24 protein-coding genes are annotated in these 24,810 nt (G+C 72.8%); 12 read left to right on the top strand and 12 right to left on the bottom strand.

The features are described 5' to 3' along the window. Window positions 1-30: 30 nt before the first annotated feature. The 6 genes from LCN96_RS27980 to LCN96_RS27955 all read right to left on the bottom strand — a co-directional run bounded on the left by LCN96_RS27980 (window position 31) and on the right by LCN96_RS27955 (window position 6,075). The gene (locus tag LCN96_RS27980; protein WP_225275867.1) at window positions 31-987 is read right to left on the bottom strand and encodes an ABC transporter substrate-binding protein; all 957 of its coding nucleotides are present in this window, start codon (window positions 985-987) and stop codon (window positions 31-33) included. A gap of 88 nt (window positions 988-1,075) precedes the next feature. Then, the gene (locus LCN96_RS27975; protein ID WP_225275866.1) at window positions 1,076-1,879 is read right to left on the bottom strand and encodes an ABC transporter ATP-binding protein; all 804 of its coding nucleotides are present in this window, start codon (window positions 1,877-1,879) and stop codon (window positions 1,076-1,078) included. Window positions 1,880-1,900: 21 nt separating this feature from the next. Beyond that, window positions 1,901-2,716 (bottom strand): ABC transporter permease, encoded by an 816-nt coding sequence (locus LCN96_RS27970; RefSeq protein WP_225275865.1) that lies wholly within the window; start codon window positions 2,714-2,716, stop codon window positions 1,901-1,903. Continuing rightward, window positions 2,713-3,597: an ABC transporter permease gene (locus LCN96_RS27965; protein WP_225275864.1), complete on the bottom strand. Its 885-nt coding sequence runs from the start codon at window positions 3,595-3,597 to the stop codon at window positions 2,713-2,715. The genes LCN96_RS27970 and LCN96_RS27965 overlap by 4 nt, the downstream gene beginning before the upstream one ends. 25 nt (window positions 3,598-3,622) lie before the next feature. Next, window positions 3,623-5,266, bottom strand: coding sequence for a thiamine pyrophosphate-binding protein (locus tag LCN96_RS27960; RefSeq protein WP_225275863.1), 1,644 nt, complete (start codon window positions 5,264-5,266; stop codon window positions 3,623-3,625). After that, window positions 5,266-6,075 carry a cyclase family protein gene (locus LCN96_RS27955; protein ID WP_225275862.1) on the bottom strand — a complete coding sequence of 270 codons (810 nt, stop codon included), beginning with the start codon at window positions 6,073-6,075 and terminating at the stop codon, window positions 5,266-5,268. Before LCN96_RS27955 ends, LCN96_RS27960 begins: the two co-directional genes overlap by 1 nt. 128 nt (window positions 6,076-6,203) lie before the next feature. Between LCN96_RS27955 and LCN96_RS27950 the strand changes: the two genes are divergently transcribed. Beyond that, a complete protein-coding gene (locus LCN96_RS27950; RefSeq protein WP_225275861.1) occupies window positions 6,204-7,172 on the top strand; it encodes a LysR substrate-binding domain-containing protein in 969 nt (322 codons plus the stop codon). A 134-nt stretch (window positions 7,173-7,306) separates the two neighbouring features. Here the strand turns inward: LCN96_RS27950 and LCN96_RS27945 are convergent, their stop codons facing one another. Further along, on the bottom strand, window positions 7,307-8,086 hold the full coding sequence (locus LCN96_RS27945; protein WP_225275860.1) for an SDR family oxidoreductase: 780 nt from the start codon (window positions 8,084-8,086) through the stop codon (window positions 7,307-7,309). Between the two features lie 106 nt (window positions 8,087-8,192). On the opposite strand from LCN96_RS27945, the gene LCN96_RS27940 reads away from it, so the two are divergent. Beyond that, window positions 8,193-8,786, top strand: coding sequence for a TetR family transcriptional regulator (locus tag LCN96_RS27940; protein ID WP_225275859.1), 594 nt, complete (start codon window positions 8,193-8,195; stop codon window positions 8,784-8,786). A 204-nt stretch (window positions 8,787-8,990) separates the two neighbouring features. Continuing rightward, the gene (locus LCN96_RS27935; protein WP_225275858.1) at window positions 8,991-9,917 is read left to right on the top strand and encodes an ATP-binding cassette domain-containing protein; all 927 of its coding nucleotides are present in this window, start codon (window positions 8,991-8,993) and stop codon (window positions 9,915-9,917) included. Here the strand turns inward: LCN96_RS27935 and LCN96_RS27930 are convergent. After that, window positions 9,895-11,703, bottom strand: a complete 1,809-nt coding sequence (locus LCN96_RS27930) for an AfsR/SARP family transcriptional regulator (protein ID WP_225275857.1) — start codon at window positions 11,701-11,703, stop codon at window positions 9,895-9,897. The genes LCN96_RS27935 and LCN96_RS27930 overlap by 23 nt on opposite strands. Before the next feature lie 114 nt (window positions 11,704-11,817). Between LCN96_RS27930 and LCN96_RS27925 the strand changes: the two genes are divergently transcribed. Continuing rightward, window positions 11,818-12,456 (top strand): NAD(P)-dependent oxidoreductase, encoded by a 639-nt coding sequence (locus tag LCN96_RS27925; protein WP_225275856.1) that lies wholly within the window; start codon window positions 11,818-11,820, stop codon window positions 12,454-12,456. A 78-nt stretch (window positions 12,457-12,534) separates the two neighbouring features. On the opposite strand, the gene LCN96_RS27920 is transcribed toward LCN96_RS27925, so the two are convergent. Beyond that, window positions 12,535-13,422, bottom strand: coding sequence for a LysR family transcriptional regulator (locus LCN96_RS27920; protein WP_225275855.1), 888 nt, complete (start codon window positions 13,420-13,422; stop codon window positions 12,535-12,537). 120 nt (window positions 13,423-13,542) lie between these two features. Between LCN96_RS27920 and LCN96_RS27915 the strand changes: the two genes are divergently transcribed. The 5 genes from LCN96_RS27915 to LCN96_RS27895 all read left to right on the top strand — a co-directional run bounded on the left by LCN96_RS27915 (window position 13,543) and on the right by LCN96_RS27895 (window position 17,432). After that, window positions 13,543-14,688 carry an FAD-dependent monooxygenase gene (locus tag LCN96_RS27915; RefSeq protein WP_225275854.1) on the top strand — a complete coding sequence of 382 codons (1,146 nt, stop codon included), beginning with the start codon at window positions 13,543-13,545 and terminating at the stop codon, window positions 14,686-14,688. 122 nt (window positions 14,689-14,810) lie between these two features. Further along, complete coding sequence (locus LCN96_RS27910) at window positions 14,811-15,020, top strand: hypothetical protein (RefSeq protein ID WP_225275853.1); 210 nt, start codon at window positions 14,811-14,813, stop codon at window positions 15,018-15,020. A gap of 115 nt (window positions 15,021-15,135) precedes the next feature. After that, entirely contained in the window at window positions 15,136-16,725 is a 1,590-nt protein-coding gene (locus tag LCN96_RS27905) for an FAD-dependent monooxygenase (protein ID WP_225275852.1), read from the top strand. After that, on the top strand, window positions 16,715-17,116 hold the full coding sequence (locus LCN96_RS27900) for a VOC family protein (RefSeq protein ID WP_225275851.1): 402 nt from the start codon (window positions 16,715-16,717) through the stop codon (window positions 17,114-17,116). The genes LCN96_RS27905 and LCN96_RS27900 overlap by 11 nt, the downstream gene beginning before the upstream one ends. Before the next feature lie 82 nt (window positions 17,117-17,198). Continuing rightward, window positions 17,199-17,432: a hypothetical protein gene (locus LCN96_RS27895; protein WP_225275850.1), complete on the top strand. Its 234-nt coding sequence runs from the start codon at window positions 17,199-17,201 to the stop codon at window positions 17,430-17,432. Window positions 17,433-17,441: 9 nt separating this feature from the next. Here the strand turns inward: LCN96_RS27895 and LCN96_RS27890 are convergent, their stop codons facing one another. Together LCN96_RS27890 and LCN96_RS27885 are read right to left on the bottom strand one after the other, a co-directional pair. Then, entirely contained in the window at window positions 17,442-18,548 is a 1,107-nt protein-coding gene (locus LCN96_RS27890; protein ID WP_225275849.1) for an SWIM zinc finger family protein, read from the bottom strand. Further along, window positions 18,545-21,322: a DEAD/DEAH box helicase gene (locus tag LCN96_RS27885; protein WP_225275848.1), complete on the bottom strand. Its 2,778-nt coding sequence runs from the start codon at window positions 21,320-21,322 to the stop codon at window positions 18,545-18,547. Before LCN96_RS27885 ends, LCN96_RS27890 begins: the two co-directional genes overlap by 4 nt. 102 nt (window positions 21,323-21,424) lie before the next feature. On the opposite strand from LCN96_RS27885, the gene LCN96_RS27880 reads away from it, so the two are divergent. The 3 genes from LCN96_RS27880 to LCN96_RS27870 are packed head-to-tail and all read left to right on the top strand — an operon-like array spanning window position 21,425 to window position 23,767. Further along, the gene (locus LCN96_RS27880; RefSeq protein ID WP_225275847.1) at window positions 21,425-22,042 is read left to right on the top strand and encodes a DedA family protein; all 618 of its coding nucleotides are present in this window, start codon (window positions 21,425-21,427) and stop codon (window positions 22,040-22,042) included. Then, window positions 22,026-23,132 carry a sensor histidine kinase gene (locus tag LCN96_RS27875; RefSeq protein ID WP_225275846.1) on the top strand — a complete coding sequence of 369 codons (1,107 nt, stop codon included), beginning with the start codon at window positions 22,026-22,028 and terminating at the stop codon, window positions 23,130-23,132. The genes LCN96_RS27880 and LCN96_RS27875 overlap by 17 nt, the downstream gene beginning before the upstream one ends. Next, window positions 23,123-23,767: a response regulator gene (locus LCN96_RS27870; RefSeq protein WP_225275845.1), complete on the top strand. Its 645-nt coding sequence runs from the start codon at window positions 23,123-23,125 to the stop codon at window positions 23,765-23,767. Before LCN96_RS27875 ends, LCN96_RS27870 begins: the two co-directional genes overlap by 10 nt. A gap of 14 nt (window positions 23,768-23,781) precedes the next feature. Here LCN96_RS27870 and LCN96_RS27865 read toward each other — a convergent pair whose 3' ends face one another. Then, entirely contained in the window at window positions 23,782-24,765 is a 984-nt protein-coding gene (locus LCN96_RS27865; RefSeq protein ID WP_225275844.1) for a S66 peptidase family protein, read from the bottom strand. Between the last annotated feature and the right edge of the window lie 45 nt (window positions 24,766-24,810).

Below are 24,810 nucleotides of genomic sequence, written 5' to 3'. Positions count from 1 at the left end.
AGCGTTGTCAGCGAAGCCGACGAGGGGTGCTCATGTGACGTCCTGATAGAGGTCGCTCGCCTTGAAGGAGGCCTTGAGCAGGCCGACCTTGACCATCAGGTCGATGACGCTCTGGACGCCCGCGGCGTCGTAGTCGACCTGGTACTGGGGAAGCCGCATCTTGGCGGCGACTTCCGCGGTCATCTTGGTGTACTTGGGCATCATCGCCGTCGCCACGCCGCGCGGGTCCGCCTCGATGTCGGCGACCGCCTTGGCGAGCGCGGCACGGAAGCCCGCCACCGCGCCCGGCTGGTCCTTCAGGAACGTGGCGGACGTCGCGAACAGGCCCTGCGGCCCCTCTTGGTAGTCGACCAGCCGGATGTCGAGGCTGGCCTGGGTCGCGCTGAGGGTCGGCTCGGTCTGGAAGATGCCGTCGACGTCGCCGGCCTTGAGGGCGGCGGCCATGTTGGCCTGCGGGATCTCCACGTAGGTGACGCTGCCGGGGTCGAGACCCTCCTGCAGCAGCTCACCTCGGAACCAGACGTCGCCGACGGAGCCCAGCGACGGGGTCGCCATCTTCTTGCCGACCATGTCGGCCGGCTTCTTGATGTCGGAGTCCGCCAGGACGTAGAGGCCGGACGCGTACTCCTCGGTCCCTGCGATCGCGGGAGCGGCGATGGTGACCGGCATGCCGGAGGACCGGGCGGTGATCAGCGAAGGGTAGGACACCAGGGCCAGGTCGGTGCTGCCGGAGACCAGGGCGTTGATCGTGGTGGCGCCGTTCGCGGCGGGCCTGAGCTCGACGTCGAGGCCCTCGGCGGCGAAGTAGCCCTTGGCGATCGCGTCGTACACCGGCAGCGAGTCGCCGACCGGCGGGATCGAGAGCGTGACCTTGGTGGGGCCATCGGCTGACGTGGGGGCCTCGTCGCTGCCGCACGCACTGGTGGCGCTCGCCAGCAGCAGCGTGAGCGCGAGCGCGCCGAATTGTCGCTTGGTGCGCAGGTTCATGGGTGTTCTCCTTCGAAGTTGCTTCGTCGCACGTGGCAGGGACGGTCTCGGGCGCCGGGTGCGGACGACCCGCGCCCGGCGTCGTCCGTCAGTGAGAGCTTTCTGCGGTGGACAGGCCACCGGGACTCGCCTGTCGGATCAGCCGGGCAACCTCGCTTCTCGTCTCGACGAACGACGGGTTCTTCCGGGTGCGGATCTGGTCCCGCGGGAACGCGAGCGGCACCGGGACGTCGGCCGTCATGACGGTCGGCGCCTTGCTGAGCGACAGCACCCGAGTGCTGAGGTAGACACTTTCGTCTACGTCGTGGGTGACGAAGAGGATCGTCACGTCGAACTGCTCTCGGACGCGGAGCAGCAGATCTTCGAGCTCGGAGCGGGTCTGCGCATCGACGGAGGCGAACGGCTCGTCCATCAGGAGGAGCTCCGGTCGCATCGCCAGCGCCCGGGCGATGGCGACACGCTGCTGCATGCCGCCCGAGAGCTGCCAGGGGTACTTGTCGGCTGCGTCGGCCAGGCCGACCGCGGCCAGCGACTCGGCGGTTCGTGAACGCCGCTCGGCCTTCGCGACCCGGCCCAGGAGAGGGAACTCCACGTTGGCGCCGACGCGTCGCCACGGAAACAGCGACGCGCGGTAGTCCTGGAAGACCATGGCGAGGCCTCGGGGCACGCCGGTGATGACCTCCCCCGACAGGGCGATCGTGCCGTGAGTGGGTCGGAGCAGACCGGAGAGGGTGCGCAGCAACGTGGTCTTGCCGCAGCCGGACGGGCCGACGATCGAGGCGAACTCGCCGCGCTGGACCTTGAAGTTGATGCCGTCGAGAACCGTCTGGTCGCCCTGGCGCGTGCGATAGGTGTGTCGGAGGTCCTCGACCTCCAGGAGTGCGTGGGACATCGTGGAGCCTTTCGGGCCGGGTCAGTCCTGGACTGACATCTGAAGGCGGTGCCAGCGAAGGACGCCGGACTCGATCCCCGTCAGGACGAGGTTGGACAGGTAGCCGAGCAGCGACAGGGCGACGATGAACGACCACATGGGGAGGAACTGAAAGGAACGCTGGGCCTGGGTGAGACCGAACCCGATGCCGTCAGAGGCCGCGACCAGCTCCGAGGCGATGAGCAGGATGATGCCCAGCGATGTCGAGACGCGGATGCCGGCGAAGATGCCGGAGCTGGCCGAGGGCAGGATCACCTGGAACAGGACGCGCACCCGTGACACCCGCGCCACACGAGCCGTCTCGACATAGCCCTCCGGCACTCGCCGTACGGCGCTGTAGGCGTTGAACAGGATCGGCCACACGGCACCGAAGGCGATCAGCGAGACCCGCATCGTCGTCCCGGTTCCGACCAGGACGAGCGCCAGTGGAAGCAGCACCGGCCCCGGGAGGGCCCGCATGAAGTGCAGGATCGGCTCGACGAGGTGGGCGACGACCGGGATCCGGCCGAGGAGCACTCCGAGCGTGATGCCGATCGACCACGCGATCAGCAGGCCGATGAGCAGCCGCTCGAGACTCGGTGTGATGTCGACGAAGAAGGCGTCGGTCACGATGCCGCCGGACAGCCCGTCGGAGAACCACCGCTCCCGCAGGTCGTCGAAGATCTGCAGCGGTGTGGGGAAGAACAGCGATGCGGAGCGGGCCGTCGCGAGCTGCCACGCGAGCAGCAGCAGGGCCGCGGCGCCCCAGCCCACGGCGATGCGAAGGACGCGTTCGTTGCTCTTGACCGAGGTGTTCACGAGTCCTCCCGGTGTGCCCAGCCGGCGAAGCGGCGCTCAAGTGCGGTGACCGCAGCGTTGACCAGGAGCCCGAGTGCTCCGGCGATGACGACACCCGCGCAGACGGTGTCGATTCCGCCCGGGAGCATGCTCTGCTGGAGCAGCCAGCTGCCGAGCCCGTCGCGGCTGCCCCCGATGAACTCCGCGCCGACGCACAGGATGAGCGCCACGGAGACAGTGATCCTCACGCCGGTCAGCACCGAGGGCACGGCGGAGGGCCATACGACGCGCAGGGCGACCGTTCGCTGTGACCAGCCGAACGAGCGTGCAGTGGCCCGCGCCGTGCCGTCCGTGGAGTGAACGCCGTGAATGGTGTTGACGAGCAACGGCCAGAGGCACCCGAGGGCCACCACGACCGCCTTCATCTCCAATCCCTGACCGGCCACGAGCACCAGCAGAGGGACCAGCCCGACAGGTGGCAGGGGCCGGAGCAGCTCGACCACGGTGGCGGTGGCCGCGTGCAACCGGTCGGAGAGGCCGAGCACCAGTCCCGCCGGGACCGCGATCACCACGGCCAGGAAGTAGCCGACGAAGGCCGCCCACAGCGTGGCGCCGATCTGGCTGAGGAAGGTCGGGTCGCCGAGGAGCTCGGCCGAGCTCGCCAAGGTCGTCGACGCGGCGGGTAGCACGTCGCGGGGCAGCAGGTCGTACCTGGCGACGACCTCCCACAGGGCGAGGAAGCCCAGAACCCCTGCCGCGCCGCGTGCCGCGATGATGGAGCGTTCGATGATTCGGTCACTGCGAAGCACCCGCTCGTGAGGGCGCGTGTTGCCGTCGCCGGTGCGTGGGGTCACGCTGACGGTCTCGGTCGCGGTCAGCGCCACTGGCTGCCTGCTCTCCATGTCTCCTCCAGACCTCGCATTCGGCTCAGTGGCCGAACGCCTCCTGCAGCCACCACGAGCCCTCGCGCGAGAGCACCTTGGCGTCGATGATCATCGGGCGACTCGGACCGGTCGAGATCCAGTCCTTGACCGGCGCGAGGTCTGCCGCCTCCCGGACGGTGATGGCCTCGCACCCGTGGCCACGCGCGATCGCGGCGAGGTCGCTGTCGGGGAAGACCACGGCGTCCAGTGACGGGCCGTCGAATCCGAAGTGGTGCACCTCGGCGCCGTACATGGCGTCGTTGTAGATCACCACGAGAAGGGGCACCGCGAGCCGGACCGCGGTCTCGAGCTCGCTGATGCCCATCAGGAATCCGCCGTCCCCCACGCCGACGACGGGCAACCGGCCAGGTTGGGCGAGCGCGGCGCCGAGGCCGGTGGCCAGGCCCAATCCGACCGACTGGAACGCCTGGGTGAAGCAGAAGCCGTACTCGTCAGGGACGTCGAGGTACATACTCGGGTAGCCCAGGAAGTTGCCCGAGTCCACCGACACGATCCGCTCGCTGGGCAGCAGCCGGTTGAGCTCCATCGACAGGGTGCGGGGATCGATCCGCCCGTCGGCCGACTGGTCGGTGAAGTCCACCTGGTTCCAGCGCAGCGAGGACTGGATGCGTCGACCCACCTCGGGCGTGCGGTAGCCGAGACGGTTACCGCCGGCCGTCTCAGCCAGGGCTGCCGTGGTGGCTCGAGCGGTCTCTGCGACGCCGCCCCACAGGCCCAGGTCCACGTCGCGGTTGCGGCCGATGGCCTCGGGGTCGATGTCGACCTGGACGACCTTGGCGTGCTCGCCGATCAGCTTCCCGTGCCGCATCGTCCACATGTTCAGGGCGCATCCGAAGCCGACCACGAGGTCCGCACCGCTGACGAGCTCGGCGGTCAACGGGGAGCTGAAGCCGCCGGACACGTCGATGCCCCAGGGGTCGTCGTTGAAGAGCCCCCGCGCGACGGCGGAGGTGGCGAGCAGCGCGCCCGAGGCGGCCGCCAGCTCCCGCAGCGCTGCCTTCGCGCCAGCCGCCCGGCTGCCGCGCCCCGCCACGAAGACCGGCCGCTCGGCGGAGCGGATCAGCTCGACGAAGCGGGCGATGTCCTCGGGTGCGGGCTGGGGCAGCCCGAGGGGCTCGAACGTGCGTCGGCGCGCATGGGCCGGCAGCTCCATGTCCTGGACGTCGATGGGAACGTTGAGCACCACGGTGCGCTGCTGGTGCCTGCAGGCCGCGTAGGCGCGCGCGACGTCCACCAGAGCCGTTTCTGGCGAGCGTACTCGCATGGCGAGCGCTCCGGCGCCCTCGGCCATGCCGGCCTGGTCGATGAAGAAGTTGGACGTGGGCTCGGTCGCCTCGGCGGTCAGGACGAGCAAGGGCGTCCTGCTCTTGGCCGCTTCGGCGATTCCGGTGAGTGCGTTGGTGTATCCGCAGCCCTGGTGGAGCGAGAGGACGGCGACTTCGCCGGACATCCGGGCGTAGGCGTCGGCCATCGTGGCTGCTCCACCTTCGTGGCGGGCCGCGACGAATCGGGCGCCGTGCCCCACGAGCGCGTTGGTGTAGTGGAAGTTGCCGCTTCCGACCACACCGAAGGCGACCCGGACCCCGAGGTCGGCGAGCTGCTCGCCGATCGCTTCACGAACCAGCATCAGTTCTCCTCCGAGAGGTTGCCGGGAACCAGCGCGAGGACGCGAGCGGGGCTGCCCGATCCGCCCACGATGGGGAGCGGGGCGACCACGATCAGCGTGCCTGTCAGGGGGAGGAGGGCGAGGTTCTGCAGCTGGGTGACGCCGTACTTGCCCGCGCCGAGGAGGTAGGCGTGCACGGGAAAGGCCGGATCGAAGCCGAAGGCCTGGCCGGCGTCGGTGCCGACGGTCTCGACCCCGAACCCGACGATGTCGGTCTCCTCAGCGAGCCACCTGGCGCATTCCGGCGTCACCCCCGGGGTGTGCGGTCCGCGATCGTCGGCGTTCAGGAACAGGTCCTGGTCGTGGGACCGGGCGGCCCAGCCGGTGCGGTAGAGCAGCCAGCCCGCCGGCAGCGCTCCGTGCGCGCGCTCCCACGCCTGCACGTCCTCGACGGTGAGCAGGTAGTCGGGGTCCTGCGCGACCTCGGCGGTCTTGTCGATGACCACGGCGGGCCCGACCAGGCGCTCCGCCGGCACTTGGGAGACGTCGCCGTGCTCGATGCCGGTCACCCAGTGGCAGGGCGCGTCGAAGTGGGTGCCGACGTGCTCGCCGGTGTGGATGCCGTTCTGGTAGGAGGTCTCGCCGCGCTCGTCGTACCTGGCGAGCTCTTCCAGCTCGAAGCGTGGGATGGGGGCCATCCCCTCGGGGAGGGGGAGGACCGGGGTCGACGAAGAGAGCCGCGCCGTCAGATCGACGACGGTGACGGCGCCGGACGCGAGGGCGTCGCTCCAGTTCGAAGGTTGAAGGACCGGAGAAGCCGGAGGATTCATGCCGAGAATCCTGCGCGCGGTGAGACGCAGACCACCAATGCTAAACCTGGCCTAGGTATAACCCCCAGGGTATGCCTGCGCCCCACGGTATACGCTCACGGCATCGACGGATGACTGGAGACGAGGTCATGGTGGTGGAGGCCCAACAGCCGTTCGGCGGCCGGCTGAAGTTGCGTCATTTGATCCTCCTCGTGACGATCGCCGACGAAGGGTCCTTCGTGCGGGCCGCCGAGGCCCTCTACGTGTCCCAGCCGGCAGTCACGCGCAGTGTGCATGAGCTCGAGGACCTCATCGGCATGGCCCTGTTCGTGCGCGGGCCTCGAGGTGTGCTCCCCACGACCGCCGGGGAGATCCTGATCGAACGGGCCAGATCGGCGCTGGGCAGCCTTCGCCGAGCGTCCGAGCAGATCGAGGAGGTACGCCACGGAGGCGCGCGGCCACTACGGGTGGGGACCAACCTGGCCGGCGCCTACGCGTTGCTGCCACAAGCCATCGTCGCGGTCAAGCAGACGCATCCCGAGATCTCGGTCTCCGTGCTGGAAGGCACCGCGGAGGTCCTGGCCACCAGCTTGCAGCGCAGTGAGGTCGACCTGCTGGTGGGCCGGCTGGACCCCGGAACCTACCGCGGGGCCCTTCACCACATCAGGCTCTACGACGAGGCCGTGCGGGCGGTGGTCCGCCGTGGCCATCCGGCGCTGTCCATGACACCGCAACTCGCCGACCTGCTGTCCTATCCATGGATCCTGCCCCTGCAGCCGAGCACCTTGCGGACCGAGCTCGACGAGATGTTCGCGACCGCCGGCCTCAAAGCGCCGCGTGACATCACCGAGTGCTCCACCCTCCTGACTTCGCGCGAGATCGTCCTGCAGACCGATTCGATCGCGCCCCTGCCCATGCTCATCGGGGTGCGCGACGACTTGCTGGACATGCTTCCGCTTCATCTCGACACCGTCCCCCGCGCGATCGGCATCACCCTTCCCGCGGACCGCTCGGTGAGCCGCGAAGCGCGAGTGCTGGTGGACGCGCTCACCGAGACCGCGCGGCTGCTCGCGGCGGAGCTGCGAAGCGCCGCGCGCAAGTCCCCTCGACTCGCGTGAGGCGCGTGGCACCGCACCGCTGCGGCCACGGCTGCTCGGTCCGCATCGCGGCCCGGCGATGGTCTCCACCGTGCCGCCCCCGGGCACCGAGAGCGCGGGAAAGGGCCAGCGCGGGGGTGCGACCGGGCGGAGTGTCAGACCAGGCTTTGCCCGCCGTCCACGGTGACCACCGTCCCGGTCATGAAGTTGTTGGCCATGAGGAACAGCGCGGCCGAGGCGGCCTCCTCCGCCGTGGCGAAGCGCCCCAGCAGCGAGCCCTGCCCGGCGGCGGCCACGGCCGCGTCGTCGCCCAGGCCGAGCGCGCCGCGCGACAGCGGCGTGTCCACCACCCCGTACCTGATCGCGTTGACCCGCAGCCGCCGCGGCGCCAGCTCCACTGCCAGCGCCCGGGTGAGCCCCTCGACGGCGCCGATGCTCGCGATGGCGGCGGAGGCGCCGGGGATCGGGCGCGTCAGGTAGAGGCCGGAGCTGAAGGTGATCGAGCCGCCGGCGGGCAGGCGGCGGGCGGCGGCCCTGGCCGCGCCGTAGGCGCCCCAGATGCGGCCGTCCACGCTCTCGCGCACCTGCTCGCGTGGCGTGTCCAGCAGCGCTCCGACGCTGAAGCCGCCGGCCGTCACCAGCACGTGGTCCACCGGGCCCGCCTGGTCGAGGGCGTGCTCCAGGACGGTCTCGTCCGTGCCGTCGCCGGTGATGCCGCTCACGGCGGCGCCGGGCGTCGTACGCAGGCGCTCCGCGGCGGATGACAGGCGGGCGGCGTCGCGGGCGACGAGGGTGACGCGGGCGCCGACGGAGACCAGCAGGGCGCCGGCGGCCAGGCCGATGCCGGAGCTGCCGCCGACGATCACCACGGCACGGTCTTCGAGGGCGGAGGGCAGGGGCGAGGTGACGGGCATCGGGGCAAGGGTGGTGGACACCAGAGACTCCTCAGGGCGAAATAAACCATCCGGTTGGTTTAACCGGCAGGACTCACCATGGCGCACGTCAGGCGAATAAGTCAACTGGATGGTTTATTCTGGCGGCATGACGTACGACGCCGAGGCCACCCGGCAGCGCATCTTCGAAGCCGCCACGGCCGAGTTCGCCGCGAACGGGCTGGCCGGCGCCAGGATCGACCGCATCGCCACCGCCGCCCGCGCCAACAAGCAGGCCATCTACCTGTACTTCGGCGGCAAGGAGAAGCTCTTCGGCGCGGTCGTCCGGGCCAAGCTGGACGAGATCTGCCACGCGGTGACCCTCGACCCGCACACGCTGCCGGAGGCCGTCGGGCAGCTCCACGACTGGTACCACGAGCATCCCGAGCTGGTCCGCCTGCTGCTGTGGGAGGCGCTGGAGGCCGGGAGCGGCCCGGTCGAGGGCGAGGACGAGCGCGCCAGGTCCTACCGCGGCCACGTGGACGGCCTGCTGGCCGCCGGGCTGCCGGACCGGCCCACGGCACAGGACTGGCTGTTCACCATCCTCGGTCTGGTGGCGTGGAACTTCGCGGTGCCGCAGATCCGCCGGCTCATCCTGGACGAGCCCGACCCCGAGCGGGCCGTCGCCCGCCGCCGCGAGGTGGTGGTGGAGCTGGCGCGGGTGCTGGCCGAGCAGGGAGCCGGTGCCGTGTCGCGACCCTGAACATCCCCGTACGGGGGCCGGCGTCGAGAGAGGGGAACCGCCGCGATGACCGTGGAACGGTGACGTGGTCGGCCGGCCAGGTGCGCGGCCCCGCACCCTGCCCCTTCTCGTCGAGGGGGCCTGAGCGCCGCTGTTAGCGCGGTGTCCGTGCCGTGACAGGCACCCCCGGCATCGTCGTACCCATCCGACGATGAGGAGCAGCAGATGCACGCGATCAGAGCCGAAGGGCTGATCAAGAGGTACGGCGGCACGACCGCGCTGGACGGGGTGGACCTGGAGGTGCCGGCGGGCCAGGCCGTCGGCATCCTGGGGCCGGCCGGGGCCGGCAAGACCACCATGGTGCGGATCCTGGCCACGCTGGTACGCCCCGACGGAGGGCGGGCCGAGGTCGGCGGTCACGACGTGGTGCGGGAGGCGGCCCGGGTCCGCGAGCTGGTCGGCCGGCCCGTCCCGGTGGACGAGGACCTGCCGGGCATGGAGCACCTGGTGCTGGCGGGCCGCCTGCTCGGCCTGCCGGGGGAGCAGGCGCGGGCGCGCGCCGCCGAGCTGCTGGAACGGCTCACGCTCACCGAGGCCGCCGACCGGCCGCTGGCCACCCTGCCCGGCGGCCTGCGCCGCCGCCTGGACCTGGCCGCCGGTCTCGTCGGCCGGCCACGGGTCCTGCTGCTGGACGAGCCGACCAGCGGCCTGGACCCGCGCACCCGCGACGCGTTGTGGCGGGTGGTCGGCGAGCTGGTCTCCGACGGCACCACCCTCCTGCTCACCACCCGGGACCTGGAGGAGGCCGGTCGGCTCGCCGATCGCGTCACCGTCATCGACGGCGGCAGGGTGGCGGCCGAGGGGCGCCCCGGCGAGCTGAAGCGCCGCGTCGGCGGGCAGGTCCTGCACGTGCGCCCCACTCTGTGGGCGGACCTGGACGCGGTCGCCGGCATCCTGGGCGAGCTGACCGGCACGACCGCGGCCCAGGACGATCGCACGGGGCTGGTGAGCGTGCCCGCCGACGATCCCATGCTGGTCTCCGCACTGGTCAGGAGGCTCGATCAGGCGGGGATCCCGGCCGATGAGCTGGGGTTGCGGCTGCCCAGCCTGGAGGAGGTCCTCGCGGCGCTCACCGAGCGGAACCCGGCGTGAGCGGGGGCGCTCCGGCGGCGAGGAGGTCGCGCAGCGCGTAGGCGCGGACGGTCTCCAGCATCCGGTACCGGCCGCCGGCCTCCTGGACGACGGACTTCTCGACCAGGGAGCCGAGCACGTAGACGATCTCCCCGGCGGGCAGCGACGCGTCCGCGCAGGCCGCCTCCAGCTCCGGCAGCTCCGCACCGCCGGGGAAGCCGGCCAGGCGCCTGGCCAGCGTGCGCTCCTGCTCGTCCAGCAGGTCCCAGCTCCGCTCCACGACCGCGAGCAGCGTGCGCCGGGGCTGCGGGGCCGCCCTGCTGCCCGGGGTGAGCAGGCGGAAGCGGTCGTCGAGGCGGGCGGCGATCTGCGGCAGGCTCATAGAGCGGACTTTGGCGGCGGCCAGCTCCAGGGCCAGGGGCAGGCCGTCCAGCCGGCGGCAGATCTCCACGACGGTCTCCAGCGTGGTGGCGTCGAGCGTGAAGCCCGGCTGCACCTGGGCCGCTCGTTCGGCGAACAGGCGCACCGCGGCCGACTGTGCCGCCTGCGCCGCGTCGTCGGGCACGTCGAGGGGGCTCAGGTGGCACAGGGTCTCGCCGGTGATGGCCAGGGGCCGGCGGCTGGTGGCCAGGATGCGCAGCCGGGGCAGGCGTAGGAGGAGCTGGTCGGCCAGGTCGGCGGCGTCCTCGATGAGGTGCTCGCAGTTGTCCAGCACGAGGAGGGCGTCGTCGGCGCCGAGCAGCTCGCAGACGCGGTCCAGGGACGTGGCCCGCCTGGTCTCGGGCGGTCGGTCGTCGAGCGCGGTCAGCACCGCGTCGAGGAACGGGTCCGCCGCGCCCACCTCGGCCAGCGGCACGAACCAGACCCGCCCGCGCGCGTGCGCCGGGTCCCTGGCCACGGCCTCCAGCGCGAGCCTGGTCTTGCCGGAGCCGCCGGGCCCGACGACGGTGACCAGCCGGCCGGCCGGGAGCAGGGCGGCGAGCCTGGCCAGCTCGGGCTCGCGCCCCACGAAGCCGGTGAGCTGGGCGGGCAGCCGGTTGGGGGCCGCCCGCCCGGGCGCCGGGGGCCGCTCCATCTCGCCGCGCAACAGCGCCAGATGGATCTCCTCCAGCTCCGGCGCGGGATCCACGCCCAGCTCGTCGGCGAGCCTGCCGCGAATCTGGGCGTAGACGGCCAGCGCGTCGGACTGGCGCCCGGCCGCGGCCAGGGCGCGCATCCGCATCCCGGCCAGCCGCTCGCTGAGCGGGTGGTGCGCGGCCAGCGTCGCCAGGTCGCCGAGCACTTCGGCGTACCCGCCCAGGTGCAGCTCGGCCTCGATGCGGTCCTGGGCGGCGGCGTCGCGCAGGTCGTGCAGCCGGGTGGCGACCCGGTCGGCGAAGGGCGCCTCCCGCACGTCGGCCAGGGCCTCGCCACGCCACAGGTCCAGGGCCGCGCGCAGGGTGGCGGCGGCTTCCCGGTGCGCGCCGGCGGCCAGCTCGCGCCGCCCCCTGGCGACCAGCTCCTCGAACCGGCAGGCGTCCACGTCCTGGGCCCGCACGGGCAGCCGGTAGCCGCCGGCGACCAGCTCCAGCGCCGCGGCTCCGCCGATGGCCCTGCGCAGCCGGGCGACCAGGGTGTGCAGGGCGGCGGTGGCTCCCGAGGGCGCCTGCTCGCCCCACAGGTCGCCGATGAGTGTCTCGGCGGACACGGGACGGCCGGGCTCCAGCGCGAGCCGGGACAGCAGCGTGCGCAGCCGTACCCCGTTGATCCCGGCAGGTTCGTCATCGTCCAGGTAGGCCTTGACGGGGCCGAGAAGCTCAACGCGCACGGGGAAAGAATGTCGGAAAGATTCCGCTTGAGCCAAGTAGCTCGCCCCCGAGGTCGTGGGGCTATCGTGGTGAGTGAGCACTTACATACCCCATTGCGTGAGGGATGACCCCACATGAAGATCACCGTCTTCGGAGCCACCGGCGGCACCGGGCTGGAGCTCCTGCGTCAGGGGCTGGAGCGGGCCCACGACGTCACCGCCGTCGTCCGCGACGCCGGCCGCCTGCCCGCCGACCTGCGTGACCGCCTCGACGTCGTCGAGACCGACCTCATGAACCCCGAGGCCATCGCCCCCACCGTCAAGGGCCGCGACGCCGTGCTGAGCGCGCTGGGCTCGCGCGAGCGCGGACCCACCACCGTCCAGAGCGCCGGCATCGGCTCCATCCTGGCCGCCATGCGGCAGACCGGCACCCGCCGCCTGCTCATGGTCGGCGCCGCCGGCCTGGAGGCCGACGCGGGCGACGGCCCTTTCACCCGGTACGTGCTCAAGCCCCTGGTCATCCAGCGCCTGTTCCGCCACTCCTACGCCGACCTGGCCAGGGCCGAGCGCCTGCTGCGCGACTCCGACGCGGACTGGACGATCGTCCGCCCCGCCCGCCTGACCGACGCCGGCCGGACGAGCTCCTACCGCACGGCCCGCGATCTCAGCATCCGCGGCGGCCTGCGGACCACCCGCGCCGACACGGCGCACTGCATGCTGGAGCTGATCGGCGACCGCACCTCGATCGGCCACGTCATCTCGGTCGCCTCCTGACGGGCCCGCGCGCCGCCTCGGAAAGCCTTCGAGAAGACCGGCCCCCGCCTCGCAAAGCCTCCGAGGAGGCCGGCCGCCTCAGGACGGGAGAGGGCCCAGGTCGCGGATGATCGCGGCCAGCGCCCGGATGGGCTCGCTCTCCGCCTCGCTGCGCCACACCAGCGCGTACGGCAGCGCCTCCATGTCGGTGACCGGCAGGTAGGCGATGTCCGGCCGTGCCCAGTAGCGGGTGACATGGGCGGGGAAGAGCACGACGAGCCCGTCCATGCTGGCCAGGGTCATGGCCTCTTCCGCGTCCCGCACCACGGGGCCGCGCTCGATCTCCCGGCCCCGCCGGGAGAGGCGCGGGGCGTAGGCGTCGTACCAGTAGCCGGGCCCGGAATCGGTGTGCGGGTGCTGGAAGTCGGAGATCATCTCCAGCGAGACCCGCGCGCGCGGGGCGAGCTGGTGGTCGGCGGCGACGGCCAGCACGCGCTGCTCGGCGAAGACGACCGGCCCCACGGTGAGGTCGGGTTCGTCGACGGGCAGCCAGCTCACCAGGACGTCGATGTCGCCGCGGCGCAGCGCGGGAAAGGCCTGGCCCACCGGGGCACTGTGGATGCGCAGCTGCCACTGCGGGTGGCGCAGGCGGAAGACGTCCCAGTAGGGGCGCAGGTCGTGGGCGTTGAGCGGCAGCATGCCGACGCGCAGCGTGCCGGTGATGCCCTGGCCGGCGAGCTGGGCGCGTTCGATGCTGTCCTTCAGCCCGGCGTAGAGCGGCCGGAGGTCGTCGCGGAGCTGCCGCCCGACCGGGGTCAGCCGGACCGTGCGGTTGTTGCGCTCGAACAGGGGAGCGCCGACCCGCCGTTCCTGCTTCTGGATCGCCTGGGTGACGCGGGCGGGCGACAGGCACAGCCGGGTGGCGGTGCGACCGAAGTGCAGCTCCTCGGCGAGGGTCAGGAAGATCTCGATGTCCCTTAGTTCCACGCCTGAGCTGCTCCGTTCACTCCCACTGAAGGTGATCTTCCGGGGTTCGTCGTTGTTCCGGCTGCTCACCGTACTTGATCCTCGATGCGTACGGATTCGCCTGGTCGAGGGAGAACGTGGATGGACGTCCTGGTCTGCGGTGCCGGCGTCGCCGGGGCCGCGCTGGCGTACTGGCTGCGCCACCACGGGTTCACCCCGACCGTGGTGGAGCGCGCGCCACGGGCGCGCCGGGGCGGGTACGCGACGGGCCTGCGCGGCGAGGCACTGGACGTGCTGGACCGGATGGCCCTGCTGGAGCAGGTCGAAGCGCTGGACCTGCGCCTGGCCGACACGGCGGGGCCGCACGAGCACGCCGCCCTGCCCGTGGCGATCCGCCCGGCCGACCTGGAGATCCTCAGGGACGACCTGGCCGGCCTGCTCTACCAGGTCACCCGCGGCGAGGTCGAGTACGTCTTCGGCGACTCGATCGCCACCCTGGAGCAGAGCGCCGACGACGTGCGGGTCACCTTCGACCGCGGCCGGCCGCGCCGCTTCGACCTGGTGGCCGGCGCCGACGGGCTGCACTCGCGCACCCGCTCGCTGGTCTTCGGGCCGCATGAGCGCTTCGTCCGGCACCTGGGCCTCTATACGGCGTTCTTCGGTCTGCGCGGCCGTCCCGGCGCCGAGGACGGCGGCCGGGTTCTCTGCGGACCGGGCAGGGCGGCCGCGGTGCTCAGCGTCCGTGACGGCGCCCGGGCGCGTGCCGCCCTGCACTTCGCCTCCGGGCCGCTGGTCTACGACCGCGACGACGCGGGGCAGCACAAGCGCATCGTGGCCGAGCGGTTCGCCGGCGAAGGCCGGCCGGTGCAGCGGCTGCTGGAGGAGATGTGGGGGGCGGACGACCTGTTCTTCGAGGCCAACGCCCAGGTGGAGATGGGCCGCTGGTCCTCGGGCCGGGTGGTGCTGCTCGGTGACGCCGGTCACGGTGCGGCGCCCGCCTCGGGCCGGGGCGCCTCCCAGGCGTTGATCGGCGCCTACATCCTGGCCGGCGAGCTGGCCACGGGTGGCGGCCACGCGCGGGCGTTCGCCGCCTACGAGCGGGAGCTGCGCGGTTTCGTCGCCGAGCACCAGCACCTGGGGCGCGAAGGCGCCGACCGGTTCTTCCTGGGCACGCCTCCGCAGGCGGGGCTCGGCCGCGCGACGGCCCGCCCGTGCCTCGTGCGGCTCAGGGACTACGCTCCCGGCTTCGCCGCGGAGCGGCCGTCATCCGGCCGTACCGCCCGCTGACCTGGCGCCACCGGGTCGACGGCGGTATCAGGCCGGCGACAGCCCGATGTCAGCGCCCTCCGTGAAGGTGAACGCATCGGAACCCCAACCGGCCGCCCCATCATGACGACAAGGAGATTCAGATGACCAACGGCTTCACCGCGACGGGCCTGCGCAGGCCGCGTGAGGTGCTGGCCGGCCCCGACGCCGAGCTGGACGGCACCGTCCCGGCCGGCCGTCGAGCTGATGACCACCCACCGCCTCACCCCCGAGCAGAACGCCCCCGCACCGCCCTGGCCCGTAACAACGTGCGCGTCTCCTTCGGCACGCCGACCCAGCCCGTCGAAGGCTGACGCGAGGAGTGAGTGCCATGCGTGCCCGCAGGCTCACCAGCCCCGACCCGGCCTACGACCCGCCGCGGGCGAAGCCCGTCCCGGCGCGACGAACGACACCATCGAAAGGTCATTGATGATCGAGCACCACGAGACTGACCGGCCGTCGGAGAACGCCGACGTGATCATCGTGGGGGCCGGCCCGACCGGTCTCATGCTGGCCGCCGAACTGCGCCTGGCCGGAGTGCGGCCGCTGGTGCTGGAACGGCAGCCGCGCCCCCGCGACACCCCCAAGGCCGGCGGCCTGGGCGGCCAGATCCTGGAGCTGCTGCGCCACCGAGGCTTGCTGGAACGTTTCCGAGCCGCCTGCACCGGTCCCATGCCCGCTCCCCGGTTCCCGTTCGGCGGGGTGCATCTGGACCTCACCCAGCTGCCGGATCCCCCGATGCACGCCCTGCCGCTGCCGCAGCAACTGCTGGAGCGGCTGCTCGGCGAACGCGCCGGCGAGCTCGGCGTCGAGCTTCGCCGCGGGCACGAGGTGGCCGGGGTGAGCCAGGACAGTGCTGCGGTCACCGTGGACGTGAGCGGCCCGGACGGCCCCTACCGGGTGAGCGCCCGCTACCTCGTGGCATGCGACGGCGCGCGCAGCCGCGTGCGCGACTGGGCGGGCATCCCGTTCCCCGGCACCACCTATCCCGAGGTCAACCGGCTGGCCCAGGTCACCCTGCCCGACACGGCCACCGTCCTGGACAACGGCGATCTCGACGTCCCCGGCTTCGGCACCGTCCGCGCCGGATTCACCCGCACCGACCAGGGCCTGCTCGGCGTCGGCTCCACACCCGGCAACCGGTCCGTCTCCCTCTACACCATCGAGGACGAGACCATCGAGTACGACGACGACGTCCCGATGACCCTGACCGAGCTGCAGGACAGCATCCACCGCGTGCTCGGCGCCCACCTGCCCCTGGCCGGATCGACCCGGCTGTCGCGCTTCACCTTCAAGGCCCGCCAGGCCGAACGCTACCGCGAGGGGCGGATCCTGCTGGCCGGGGACGCGGCGCACCTGTTCCCGGCCACCGGGGTGGCGCTCAACGCCGGCATGCTGGACGCGGTCAACCTGGCCTGGAAGCTGGCCGCCGACCTGCGCGGCACGGCCCCGGCCGGCCTGCTGGACACCTACCACGCCGAACGCCACCTGGCCGGCGCCCGTACCCTGCTGCACACCCGGGCGCAGGTGGCCCTGCGGCGCGGGCACGACGCGGCCGCGGAGGCGCTGCGGGAGCTCTTCACCGAGCTGCTCACCGACGAGCAGCCGCTGCGCCGGATGGGAGCCCTCGTCGCCGGCGCCGACCTCCGCTACCCGATGCCCGGCGCCGGGCCTCATCATCCGCTGGCCGGCGCCTTCGCCCCCGACCTCACCCTGCACACCGACGAAGGCGTCACCAGCGTCGCCGGGCTCATGCACGCCGCCCGGCCCGTCCTGCTCGACCTGGCCGGCCTCCCGGAGCTCCGCCGGATCGCCCAGGACTGGGGGCGGCTCCTCGACGTCCGCACCGCCAAGACCGACGACCGGCCGGCCGACGCCCTGCTGATCCGCCCGGACGGCCACGTCGCCTGGGCCGCCGGCCTCGGCGAGAGCGCGGACGGCGCCGCGTCCTCGCTGCGTCAGGCGCTCGCCGCCTGGCTCGGAACGCCGCCGAGCACCGGAGCGGGACATGACCAGTAGGTTCACCGAGCTGACCATCGACTGCCACGATCCGGAGCGCCTCGCGGCCTTCTGGTGCGCGGTCCTGGACTTCGAGGTGATCGACCGCCACGAGGGCAAGGTCGAGATCGGCTCCTGGAAGCCGACCGTCGAGCAGGTGGTGGCCCGCCAGATGCCGCCGACCCTGCTGTTCATCCAGGTGCCCGAGGGCAGGGCCGGGAAGAACCGGCTGCACCTCGACCTCAGCCCGATCGACGGCGGCACCGACGAGGAGGTGACCAGGCTGCTCGGCCTCGGCGCCGTCAGACGGGACGTGGGCCAGGGCCAGGGCCGGAGCTGGGTGGTCATGGCCGACCCGGAGGGCAACGAGTTCTGCGTCCTGCGCACCCTGGCGGTGACGCGCCAGGGTTAGCCTTGCGGGGGCCCTTGTACGACGGCTTTCTGTTAGTAAAATTAACTAACAGTTTCTGGTGAATCCGCAGGTGAGGAGCCTCATGAGCAGAGCATCGTTACGCCTCGCCACCATCAGCCTCGGCCTCGCCGCCTTCGCCGGCGGGACGACCCCCGTCATCGCGGCGGCCGCGGCGGCGCCGGTCAGCATCTACGGCTACTACCCCAGCGCGGAGAGCTGCCACTCCGTCGGCCAGCAGGGCCGCAGCACCGGCCTGTGGCCCTGGTACACCTGCTTCCCGTCCAACCAGCTCTGGGCCCTGCAGATCCCCTGGTAGGGCGCCCGCTCAGCCGAGCAGGGCCGCCGGGTCGCGCTCCGGCGGCCCCGCCGGCCACCACTCGTCGTCGCGCCGGGTGAAGGGGTACCAGCGCCCGTCACGGCCGTAGCGCAGCTGCACGGGGCCGATGGTCCAGCGGTTGCGCCACGTCTCCACGTGCGGCGGGCGCTCGCCCTCCCAGCCGGCCTCCAGCAGCGCCTGGGCCCTGGCCAGCTCCCGCCGGGGCGGGGTCCAGGAGCCGTCCAGGACGTCCAGGCCGTCGGCGCCGCCGTGGCGCCAGGCCTGGACGGCGGCGTCGAGCCCGAGGTCGAGGTCGTGCTCGGCGGCCAGGCGGACGCGGTCCTGGTACTCGCTCAGCTCCGGCAGCCTGCCGCGCCGCAGCAGCTCGCGGGCCCGCCCGGCGGCCGAGGCGGCCAGCACCGCGAGCGCGGCCACGTCCACGCCGGGCGCGGGCTCCAGCGCGGGCGGGCTGTAGGTCACGTCGTACGGCGGCGGCTCCGGCAGCGGCGGCACCCCGGCGGCGTAGGCGACGGCGGCCGGCACCCCGGACGGCTTCTGGGCAGGCGCCTCGCGCTCCTGCAGCGCCTCGATGAGGTCGCGCTCGCCGCGCCCGCGCAACAGCAGCAGCACGAACGGGTCGGCGTCCAGCAGCCAGGAGGCCTGGTAGCACAGGGCGGCGGCGTGCTTGCAGGGGTGCCCCCAGTCGGGGCAGGAGCACTCCGGCTCCAGGTCGCCGACGGCGGGCAGCAGCGGCACGGCGGCGTCCTGGGCGGCCTCCACCAGGTCGTGCGGCATGTCGCGGTCGAGCAGCGCGGCGATGTGCCCCGCCTTGGCGGCCACCTGGTCCAGGAAGCGCTCCCACTCGGCGTCGGTGAGCTGCTCGACGGCGACGACGACGTCGTACTCGCTCTCGGCGACGGCGGCGATCCTGCCGGGGCTGACGGTGATGGGGCCCAGCCGGCCCTGCTTGGCGTACGCGCGGCCCTTGCGCAGCAGGCCGTGGTCCAGGGAGGTGTCCTCCAGGGCCTGGATCCAGGCGCGTCCCCACCAGGAGGTGGCGAAGCGGGCGCCGGCGCTCTGCGGGGCGAACGCGGCGAAACCACGGGCGGCGGTCATCTCAGCTCCACGAGGGCGGCCAGCTCGGCGTCGGTCAGCTCGGTGAAGGCGGCCTCGCCGGAGGCCAGCACGGCCTCGGCGAGCGAGCGTTTGGCGGTGAGCATGCGGGCGATGCGGTCCTCGATCGTGCCTTCGGCGATGAGGCGGTGCACCTGGACGGGCCTGGTCTGGCCGATGCGGTAGGCGCGGTCGGTGGCCTGGTCCTCCACGGCCGGGTTCCACCAGCGGTCGTAGTGGATGACGTGGTCGGCGCGGGTCAGGTTCAGGCCGGTGCCGGCGGCCTTGAGCGACAGCAGGAACACGGGGGCGCTGCCGTCCTGGAAGCGCTGGACCATCTCCTCGCGGCGGGCGACGGGGGTGCCGCCGTGCAGGAGCTGGGTGGGGACGCCGCGGTCGGTGAGGTGGCGTTCCAGCAGGCGGGCCATGGCGACGTACTGGGTGAAGACGAGCACGGCGCCGTCGCCGGCCACGATGGTGTCGATCAGCTCGTCGAGCAGCTCCAGCTTGCCGGAGCGGCCGGTCAGGCGGGGGCTGGTCTCGTGCAGGTAGTGCGCGGGGTGGTTGCAGATCTGCTTGAGCCCGGTGAGCAGCTTGACGACCAGGCCGCGCCTGGCCATGCCCTGGGCGGCGGCGATCTGGGCCATGATCTCGCGGACCACGGCCTCGTACAGGCCGGCCTGCTCGGGGGTCAGGGCCACGGGCCGGTCGGTCTCGGTCTTGGGCGGCAGCTCGGGCGCGATGCCGGGGTCGCTCTTGCGGCGGCGCAGCAGGAACGCCCCGACCAGCCGCGAGAGCCGCTCGGCCGCGTCGGTGTCGCCGGACTCCACGGGCCTGGCCCAGCGGGCCCTGAACCGGCCGAGGGGGCCGAGCAGCCCCGGCGTGGTCCAGTCGAGGATGGCCCACAGCTCGGAGAGGTTGTTCTCCACGGGGGTGCCGGTGAGGGCGACGCGGGCGGCGGCGGGGATCTCGCGCAGCGCCTTGGCGGTGCCGGAGGCGGGGTTCTTGACGTGCTGGGCCTCGTCGGCGACGACCAGGCCCCAGCGGTGGGCGGCCAGCAGGGCGGCGTCCAGCCGCATGGTGGCGTACGTGGTCAGCACGAACCCCTCCTCGGCCAGGGCCCGGTTGCTGCCGTGGTAGCGGCGCACGGGCACGCCGGGCGCGAACCTGGTGATCTCGCGCTCCCAGTTGCCCAGCAGCGAGGCGGGGCAGACGACGAGCGTGGGGCCCGCGCCCTCGGCGGCGCGGTGCAGGTGCAGCGCGATGAGCGTGATCGTCTTGCCCAGGCCCATGTCGTCGGCCAGGCAGGCGCCCAGGCCGAGCGAGGTCATCCTGGCCAGCCAGCGCAGCCCGGCGAGCTGGTAGTCGCGCAGGGTGGCGGCCAGGGCCTGCGGCGGGTCGATCCCGGCGGGCTCGGCAAGGCGCTCACGCAGCTCCTCCAGCCAGGCGGTGGGCTCGACGGGCACCTGCTCGCCCTCGACCTCGACCGTGCCGGTCAGGGCGGCGCCGAGCGCCTCGATGCCCGTCAGGGGCTTCAGGTCGCGCTGGCGGGCCTTGCGGGCCAGGTCGGGGTCGATGAGCACCCACTGGTCGCGCAGCCGTACGACGGGGCGGTGGGCCTCTGCCAGGCGGTCCATCTCGGCGGCGGTCAGGCGGTGTCCGCCGAGGGCGAGCTGCCAGTCGAAGCTGGTCAGGTGGTGCCCGCCGAGGAAGGAGGGCAGGTCGGAGGGCGCCGGGTCGCGCTCGCCGATGACGGCGCGGGCGCTGAGCCCGCGCACGAGGGACTTGGGCCAGTGCACGTCCACCCCGGCGGCGGCCAGGCGGTCGGCGGCTCCGGCGAGGAGGTCCTCGACGTCGCCGTCGGAGAGCGTGAGCTCGTCGGGGACGGCGCTTTCCAGCAGGCGTTCCAGGCGAGGCCAGGCGCGGGCGGCGCGGCGGACGGCGAGCGTGGCCTCGATCCTGGCGCGGGCGCCGAAGCCGGGGTCGCGGCCCTGCCACAGGTCGGCGGCGTCCACGACGAGGGACGGGTCGGCGAGGCTGTGCAGCTGGACGACGGCGCGGAACTCGGCGCTGGCCGGGTCGTCGGCCTCGATGCGCAGCGACAGGCGCACGCCGGCGTCCAGCCCGGCCGAGACCTCCTCCGACCAGCGGCGCAGGTGGGGGACCTTGACGGGCTTGGCGGCGGCGAAGGCGGTGGTGCCGGTGGCGCGTACGGCGCCGGGCGAGCGCGGCATGGCGTCGGCGACCGCGTCCAGGAAGGCCCGCAGGAGCGGTTCGGCGTCCGGCAGCAGCGGACCGCCGTCGAGCGGCTCTGCGTCGAGCGGCTCTCCGTCGGGCGTGCCAGAGCCGGGCGTGCCGCCGTCGAGGGGGATGGCGCGGGCGGCGGCGGGCATCGCGGCGGCCAGCTCACGCACGCGCCGCAGGTCCTCGGCGTCCAGCGGCCCGGCCCGCCAGGAGTCGTGCTCCCCGGACGTCACGCCCGGCAGGATCCGCCCCCGGGTCAGGAGCTGCAGCGCGATGAGCGCGGCGGCGCCCCAGAAGCGGGCGGCCGGATGGGCGTGCGGGTCCATGCGGGCCCTTGCCAGCGCCGCCACCGCCTCCCCGACGGGCACGAGGGTGGCCGGGGCGGGCCTGGTCAGGATCTGCCCGTCATGCTCCTCGGTCACGGTGACCAGGTCCGCCCCGCCGGGGTCGAGGAAGGCGACCTGACCGGATCTGGGCGGGTCGCCGGGTTGGAAGACTGCCGGGTAGCGGGCCAGATCCGTCGAAGAGCTCACGACCGTACATCGTACGGTACAAGGGGGGTGGGGTTTACCGCAGGAGCGATCGGGCATGCTCCCCATTCCGCGTTTTTCCGGATCTTCCATAGCCTTGATCTCATGACTGACTGGCTGATCGGATTGATGGAGAGCCTTGGTGCCGTGGGGGCGGGGCTGGCCATCGCACTGGAGAACTTGTTCCCGCCCCTGCCGAGCGAGGTGATCCTGCCGCTCGCCGGTTTCACCGCGAGCAAGGGCAGCATGGACCTGCTCGACGTCCTGGTGTGCACGACGCTGGGGTCGGTGATCGGTGCGCTGGCCCTGTACGCGGTGGGGGCGCTGCTCGGCCGCGAGCGCACGCTGGCCATCGCCGCCAAGCTGCCCCTGATCAAGATCACCGACATCGAGAAGACCGAGGCGTTCTTCCACCGCCACGGCCGCAAGACCGTGTTCTTCGGCAGGATGATCCCCATCTTCCGCAGCCTCATCTCCATCCCCGCCGGCGTGGAGCGCATGCCGCTGCCGGTGTTCACGCTGCTCACGACGGCCGGCAGCCTCATCTGGAACACCGCCTTCGTGATGGCCGGCTACCTCCTGGGCGACAACTGGCACCTGGTGGAGACCTACGCCGGCATCGGCAGCAAGGTCGTGCTCGGCCTGGTCGCCCTGGCGGTCGTGGTCTTCGTCGTGGTCCGGCTGACCGAGCGGCGCAAGGGGAGGCATGCGAGCCGTCGCTGAGGGGCTGCGCCTGGGCGGCGCCGTGCTGCTGGGCGCCGTCACCGCACTGGCGGAGCTGGCGTTCCTGCTGCTCGCGCTGCCGTTCCTGGGCAACCCCAACGTGTGGGCCGCCACCCGGCGGCTGGCCAGGCTGGAGGCCCGCCGCCTGCGCCTGGACCTGTCGTCGCTCGACGCGCTGAGCGACGGGCGCGGCAAGCGGGCGGCCGGGTACCTGGCCGCGCGGGTGCCCGTCGGGGTGCTGGGCGGCCTGGTGATCGCGCTGCTGGTGTTCGGGGTCAGGACGGCGGTGCCGTTCGTGTCCGCCTGGGCGCGGGGCGAGCCGTTCGACGGCATGGCGCCCTCGCTGCCGCTGGGGACCTATCTCGGCGTCGCCGGGTTCGTGGCGCTGTTCCTGGTGCTGTCGGGCCTGGCCGGCGTGCACGCGCTGGAGGTCACGCTGGCCAGGCGGATGCTCGGCCCCGACCCGACCGAGGTGCTGCGGCGCCGGATCACCGAGCTGGCCGAGAGCCGGGCCGGGATCGTGGCGGCGGTCGACTCCGAGCGGCGCAGGATCGAGCGTGACCTGCACGACGGGCTGCAGCAGCGGCTGGTGGCGCTGTCGATGCTGATCGGCCGGTCCCTGCGCGGCCGTACCGAGCTGATGGAGCAGGCGCACCGCGAGGCGCAGCAGGCGCTCACGGAGCTGCGCGAGGTGGCCTGGCGGGTCTACCCGAGCGGGCTGGACTCCCTCGGGCTGGGCGAGGCGCTGGCGGGGGTCGCGGAACGCTCCAGCGTGCCCGTCACGGTAGATTGCCGGCTGGAACGGCGGCCGCCGATGGCGGTGGAGACGGCGGCGTACTTCGTGGTCTGCGAGGCGGTGACGAACGCGGCCAAGCACGCCGGCGCCACGCGGATCACGGTCGAGGTGCACGAGGAGGAGGACGCGGCGGTGGTCGTACGGGTGCGCGATGACGGCGCGGGCGGCGCGCAGGCGACGGGCAGCGGCCTGTCGGGGCTGGCCAGGCGGGTGGCGGCGCTCGACGGCCGGTTCGAGGTCACCAGCCCGGCGGGCGGCCCCACGACGATCACGGCGGTGCTGCCGTGCGGGTGATCCTCGCTGAGGACTCCACGCTGCTGCGCGAGGGCCTGGTGCGGCTGCTGGTGGAGGAGGGGCACGAGGTGCCCGCGGCCGTCAGCGACGGGCAGGCGCTGGTGGCGGCGGTGGATGAGCACCGCCCCGACATCGTCGTGGCCGACGTGCGCATGCCGCCCACCCACACCGACGAGGGGCTGCGGGCGGCGCTGGAGATCCGGCGCCGCTGGCCCGAGGTCAAGGTGCTGGTGCTGTCGCAGTACGTGGAGAAGCGCTACGCCACCGAGCTGATGAGCTCCGACGTCGACGGCGTGGGCTACCTGCTGAAGGACCGGGTCGGGCAGGTCGGCGACTTCCTCGACGCGCTGGAACGGGTGGGCGCGGGCGGCGCGGCGTTCGACCCGGAGGTGGTGCGGCAGCTCCTGGCCCGCACCACGCAGGTGGACCCGCTGTCGCGGCTGACGGCGCGCGAGCGCGCGGTGCTGGAGCGGATGGCCCAGGGGCTGACCAACGCCTCGATCGCGCAGGAGCTGCACGTGTCGCAGAGCGCGGTGGAGAAGCACGTCAACTCGCTGTTCGACAAGCTGAACCTGTCGCACACCACCGGCTACAGCCGCCGCGTGCTGGCCGTGCTGCACTTCCTGGAGTCCTGACCGGCCCCTGGCGATCAGTGCTCGCGCAGGACCAGGCTCGCCCGCTCGCCGGTGACCGTGAGCCCGGCCCGCCCGCCGATCGGGATGGTGGCCAGGGGGTGGGTGTGGCCGAAGTCGAGGTTGGCCAGCACCGGCACCCCCTCCAGGGTCGGCTGGGTGGCGACGATCTGCTCCAGCAGCGGGCGGGTCATGCGGGTCGCCGGCTGGAAGCGCCCGACGGCCAGCCCGCGCACGCCGGTGGCGCCGGGCTGCTGGAGCAGGGACGTCAGGTTGCGGGCGAAGGTCGCCGGGTGCGACTCGAAGTCGTCCTCCAGGAAGAGGATCGCGCCGTCGAGTGACGGCATGTACGGGGTGCCCTGCAGCAGGCTGAGCGTGGCCAGGTTGCCGCCGACGAGCCGCCCCTCGGCGGTGCCGCGCCGCAGGCGCCACCAGCCCTCGTTGGGGAGGAGCTCGCGCTTGTCCTGGTCGATGAACCACAGGTCGTCGCTCCAGGTGCCGGAGGGCGCCAGGGCGACCGGCTCGGTGCCGAACATGATGTCGGTGAACCAGCCCAGGGTCTGCTCGAAGTGGTCGCGCATGCCGAACGTGGACCAGTGCGGCCCGGAGTAGGTCACCAGGCCGGTGCGGGCCAGGATGGCGTTCTGCAGGGCGCTGATGTCGGAGTAGCCGCAGAAGATCTTGGGGTTGGCGCGGATCAGCTCCCAGTCCAGGTACGGCAGCAGCTCGTTGCTGTTGTAGCCGCCGATGACCGTGAGGATCGCCGCGACCGAGGGGTCGGCGAAGGCGTCGTGCAGGTCGGCGACGCGGGAGGCGACGGCCGAGGAGTCGAAGGCGTCGCGCTCGTCCACGTGGCGGCCGTAGGTGAGGGTGAGGCCGAGCTCGGCGAAGCGCGCCTCGATGACGGCGGTGTGGTCGTGCTCGGTCACCATCGCGCGGGAGCCGGCCGGGGCGACGACGCGCACCACATCGCCCCTGGTCAGCTTGCGGGGAAAGGTCATGCTCACGCACCTTATCGGCCCTGGCGCGCCCCGCTCATCCGGTTT

Source organism: Nonomuraea gerenzanensis (genome assembly GCF_020215645.1).
Taxonomy (GTDB): Bacteria; Actinomycetota; Actinomycetes; order Streptosporangiales; family Streptosporangiaceae; genus Nonomuraea; species Nonomuraea gerenzanensis.
The sequence above is the reverse complement of the archived record's forward strand: the minus strand, read 5'-3'. Positions and strand labels throughout refer to the sequence as shown.

Coding starts and splice junctions, on each gene's coding strand:
- LCN96_RS27980 (WP_225275867.1), bottom strand. CDS start 987: ATGAACCTGCGCACCAAGCGACAATTCGGCGCGCTCGCGCTCACGCTG.
- LCN96_RS27975 (WP_225275866.1), bottom strand. CDS start 1,879: ATGTCCCACGCACTCCTGGAGGTCGAGGACCTCCGACACACCTATCGC.
- LCN96_RS27965 (WP_225275864.1), bottom strand. CDS start 3,597: ATGGAGAGCAGGCAGCCAGTGGCGCTGACCGCGACCGAGACCGTCAGC.
- LCN96_RS27960 (WP_225275863.1), bottom strand. CDS start 5,266: ATGCTGGTTCGTGAAGCGATCGGCGAGCAGCTCGCCGACCTCGGGGTC.
- LCN96_RS27955 (WP_225275862.1), bottom strand. CDS start 6,075: ATGAATCCTCCGGCTTCTCCGGTCCTTCAACCTTCGAACTGGAGCGAC.
- LCN96_RS27950 (WP_225275861.1), top strand. CDS start 6,204: ATGGTGGTGGAGGCCCAACAGCCGTTCGGCGGCCGGCTGAAGTTGCGT.
- LCN96_RS27940 (WP_225275859.1), top strand. CDS start 8,193: ATGACGTACGACGCCGAGGCCACCCGGCAGCGCATCTTCGAAGCCGCC.
- LCN96_RS27935 (WP_225275858.1), top strand. CDS start 8,991: ATGCACGCGATCAGAGCCGAAGGGCTGATCAAGAGGTACGGCGGCACG.
- LCN96_RS27925 (WP_225275856.1), top strand. CDS start 11,818: ATGAAGATCACCGTCTTCGGAGCCACCGGCGGCACCGGGCTGGAGCTC.
- LCN96_RS27915 (WP_225275854.1), top strand. CDS start 13,543: ATGGACGTCCTGGTCTGCGGTGCCGGCGTCGCCGGGGCCGCGCTGGCG.
- LCN96_RS27910 (WP_225275853.1), top strand. CDS start 14,811: ATGACCAACGGCTTCACCGCGACGGGCCTGCGCAGGCCGCGTGAGGTG.
- LCN96_RS27905 (WP_225275852.1), top strand. CDS start 15,136: ATGATCGAGCACCACGAGACTGACCGGCCGTCGGAGAACGCCGACGTG.
- LCN96_RS27900 (WP_225275851.1), top strand. CDS start 16,715: ATGACCAGTAGGTTCACCGAGCTGACCATCGACTGCCACGATCCGGAG.
- LCN96_RS27895 (WP_225275850.1), top strand. CDS start 17,199: ATGAGCAGAGCATCGTTACGCCTCGCCACCATCAGCCTCGGCCTCGCC.
- LCN96_RS27890 (WP_225275849.1), bottom strand. CDS start 18,548: ATGACCGCCGCCCGTGGTTTCGCCGCGTTCGCCCCGCAGAGCGCCGGC.
- LCN96_RS27880 (WP_225275847.1), top strand. CDS start 21,425: ATGACTGACTGGCTGATCGGATTGATGGAGAGCCTTGGTGCCGTGGGG.
- LCN96_RS27875 (WP_225275846.1), top strand. CDS start 22,026: ATGCGAGCCGTCGCTGAGGGGCTGCGCCTGGGCGGCGCCGTGCTGCTG.
- LCN96_RS27865 (WP_225275844.1), bottom strand. CDS start 24,765: ATGACCTTTCCCCGCAAGCTGACCAGGGGCGATGTGGTGCGCGTCGTC.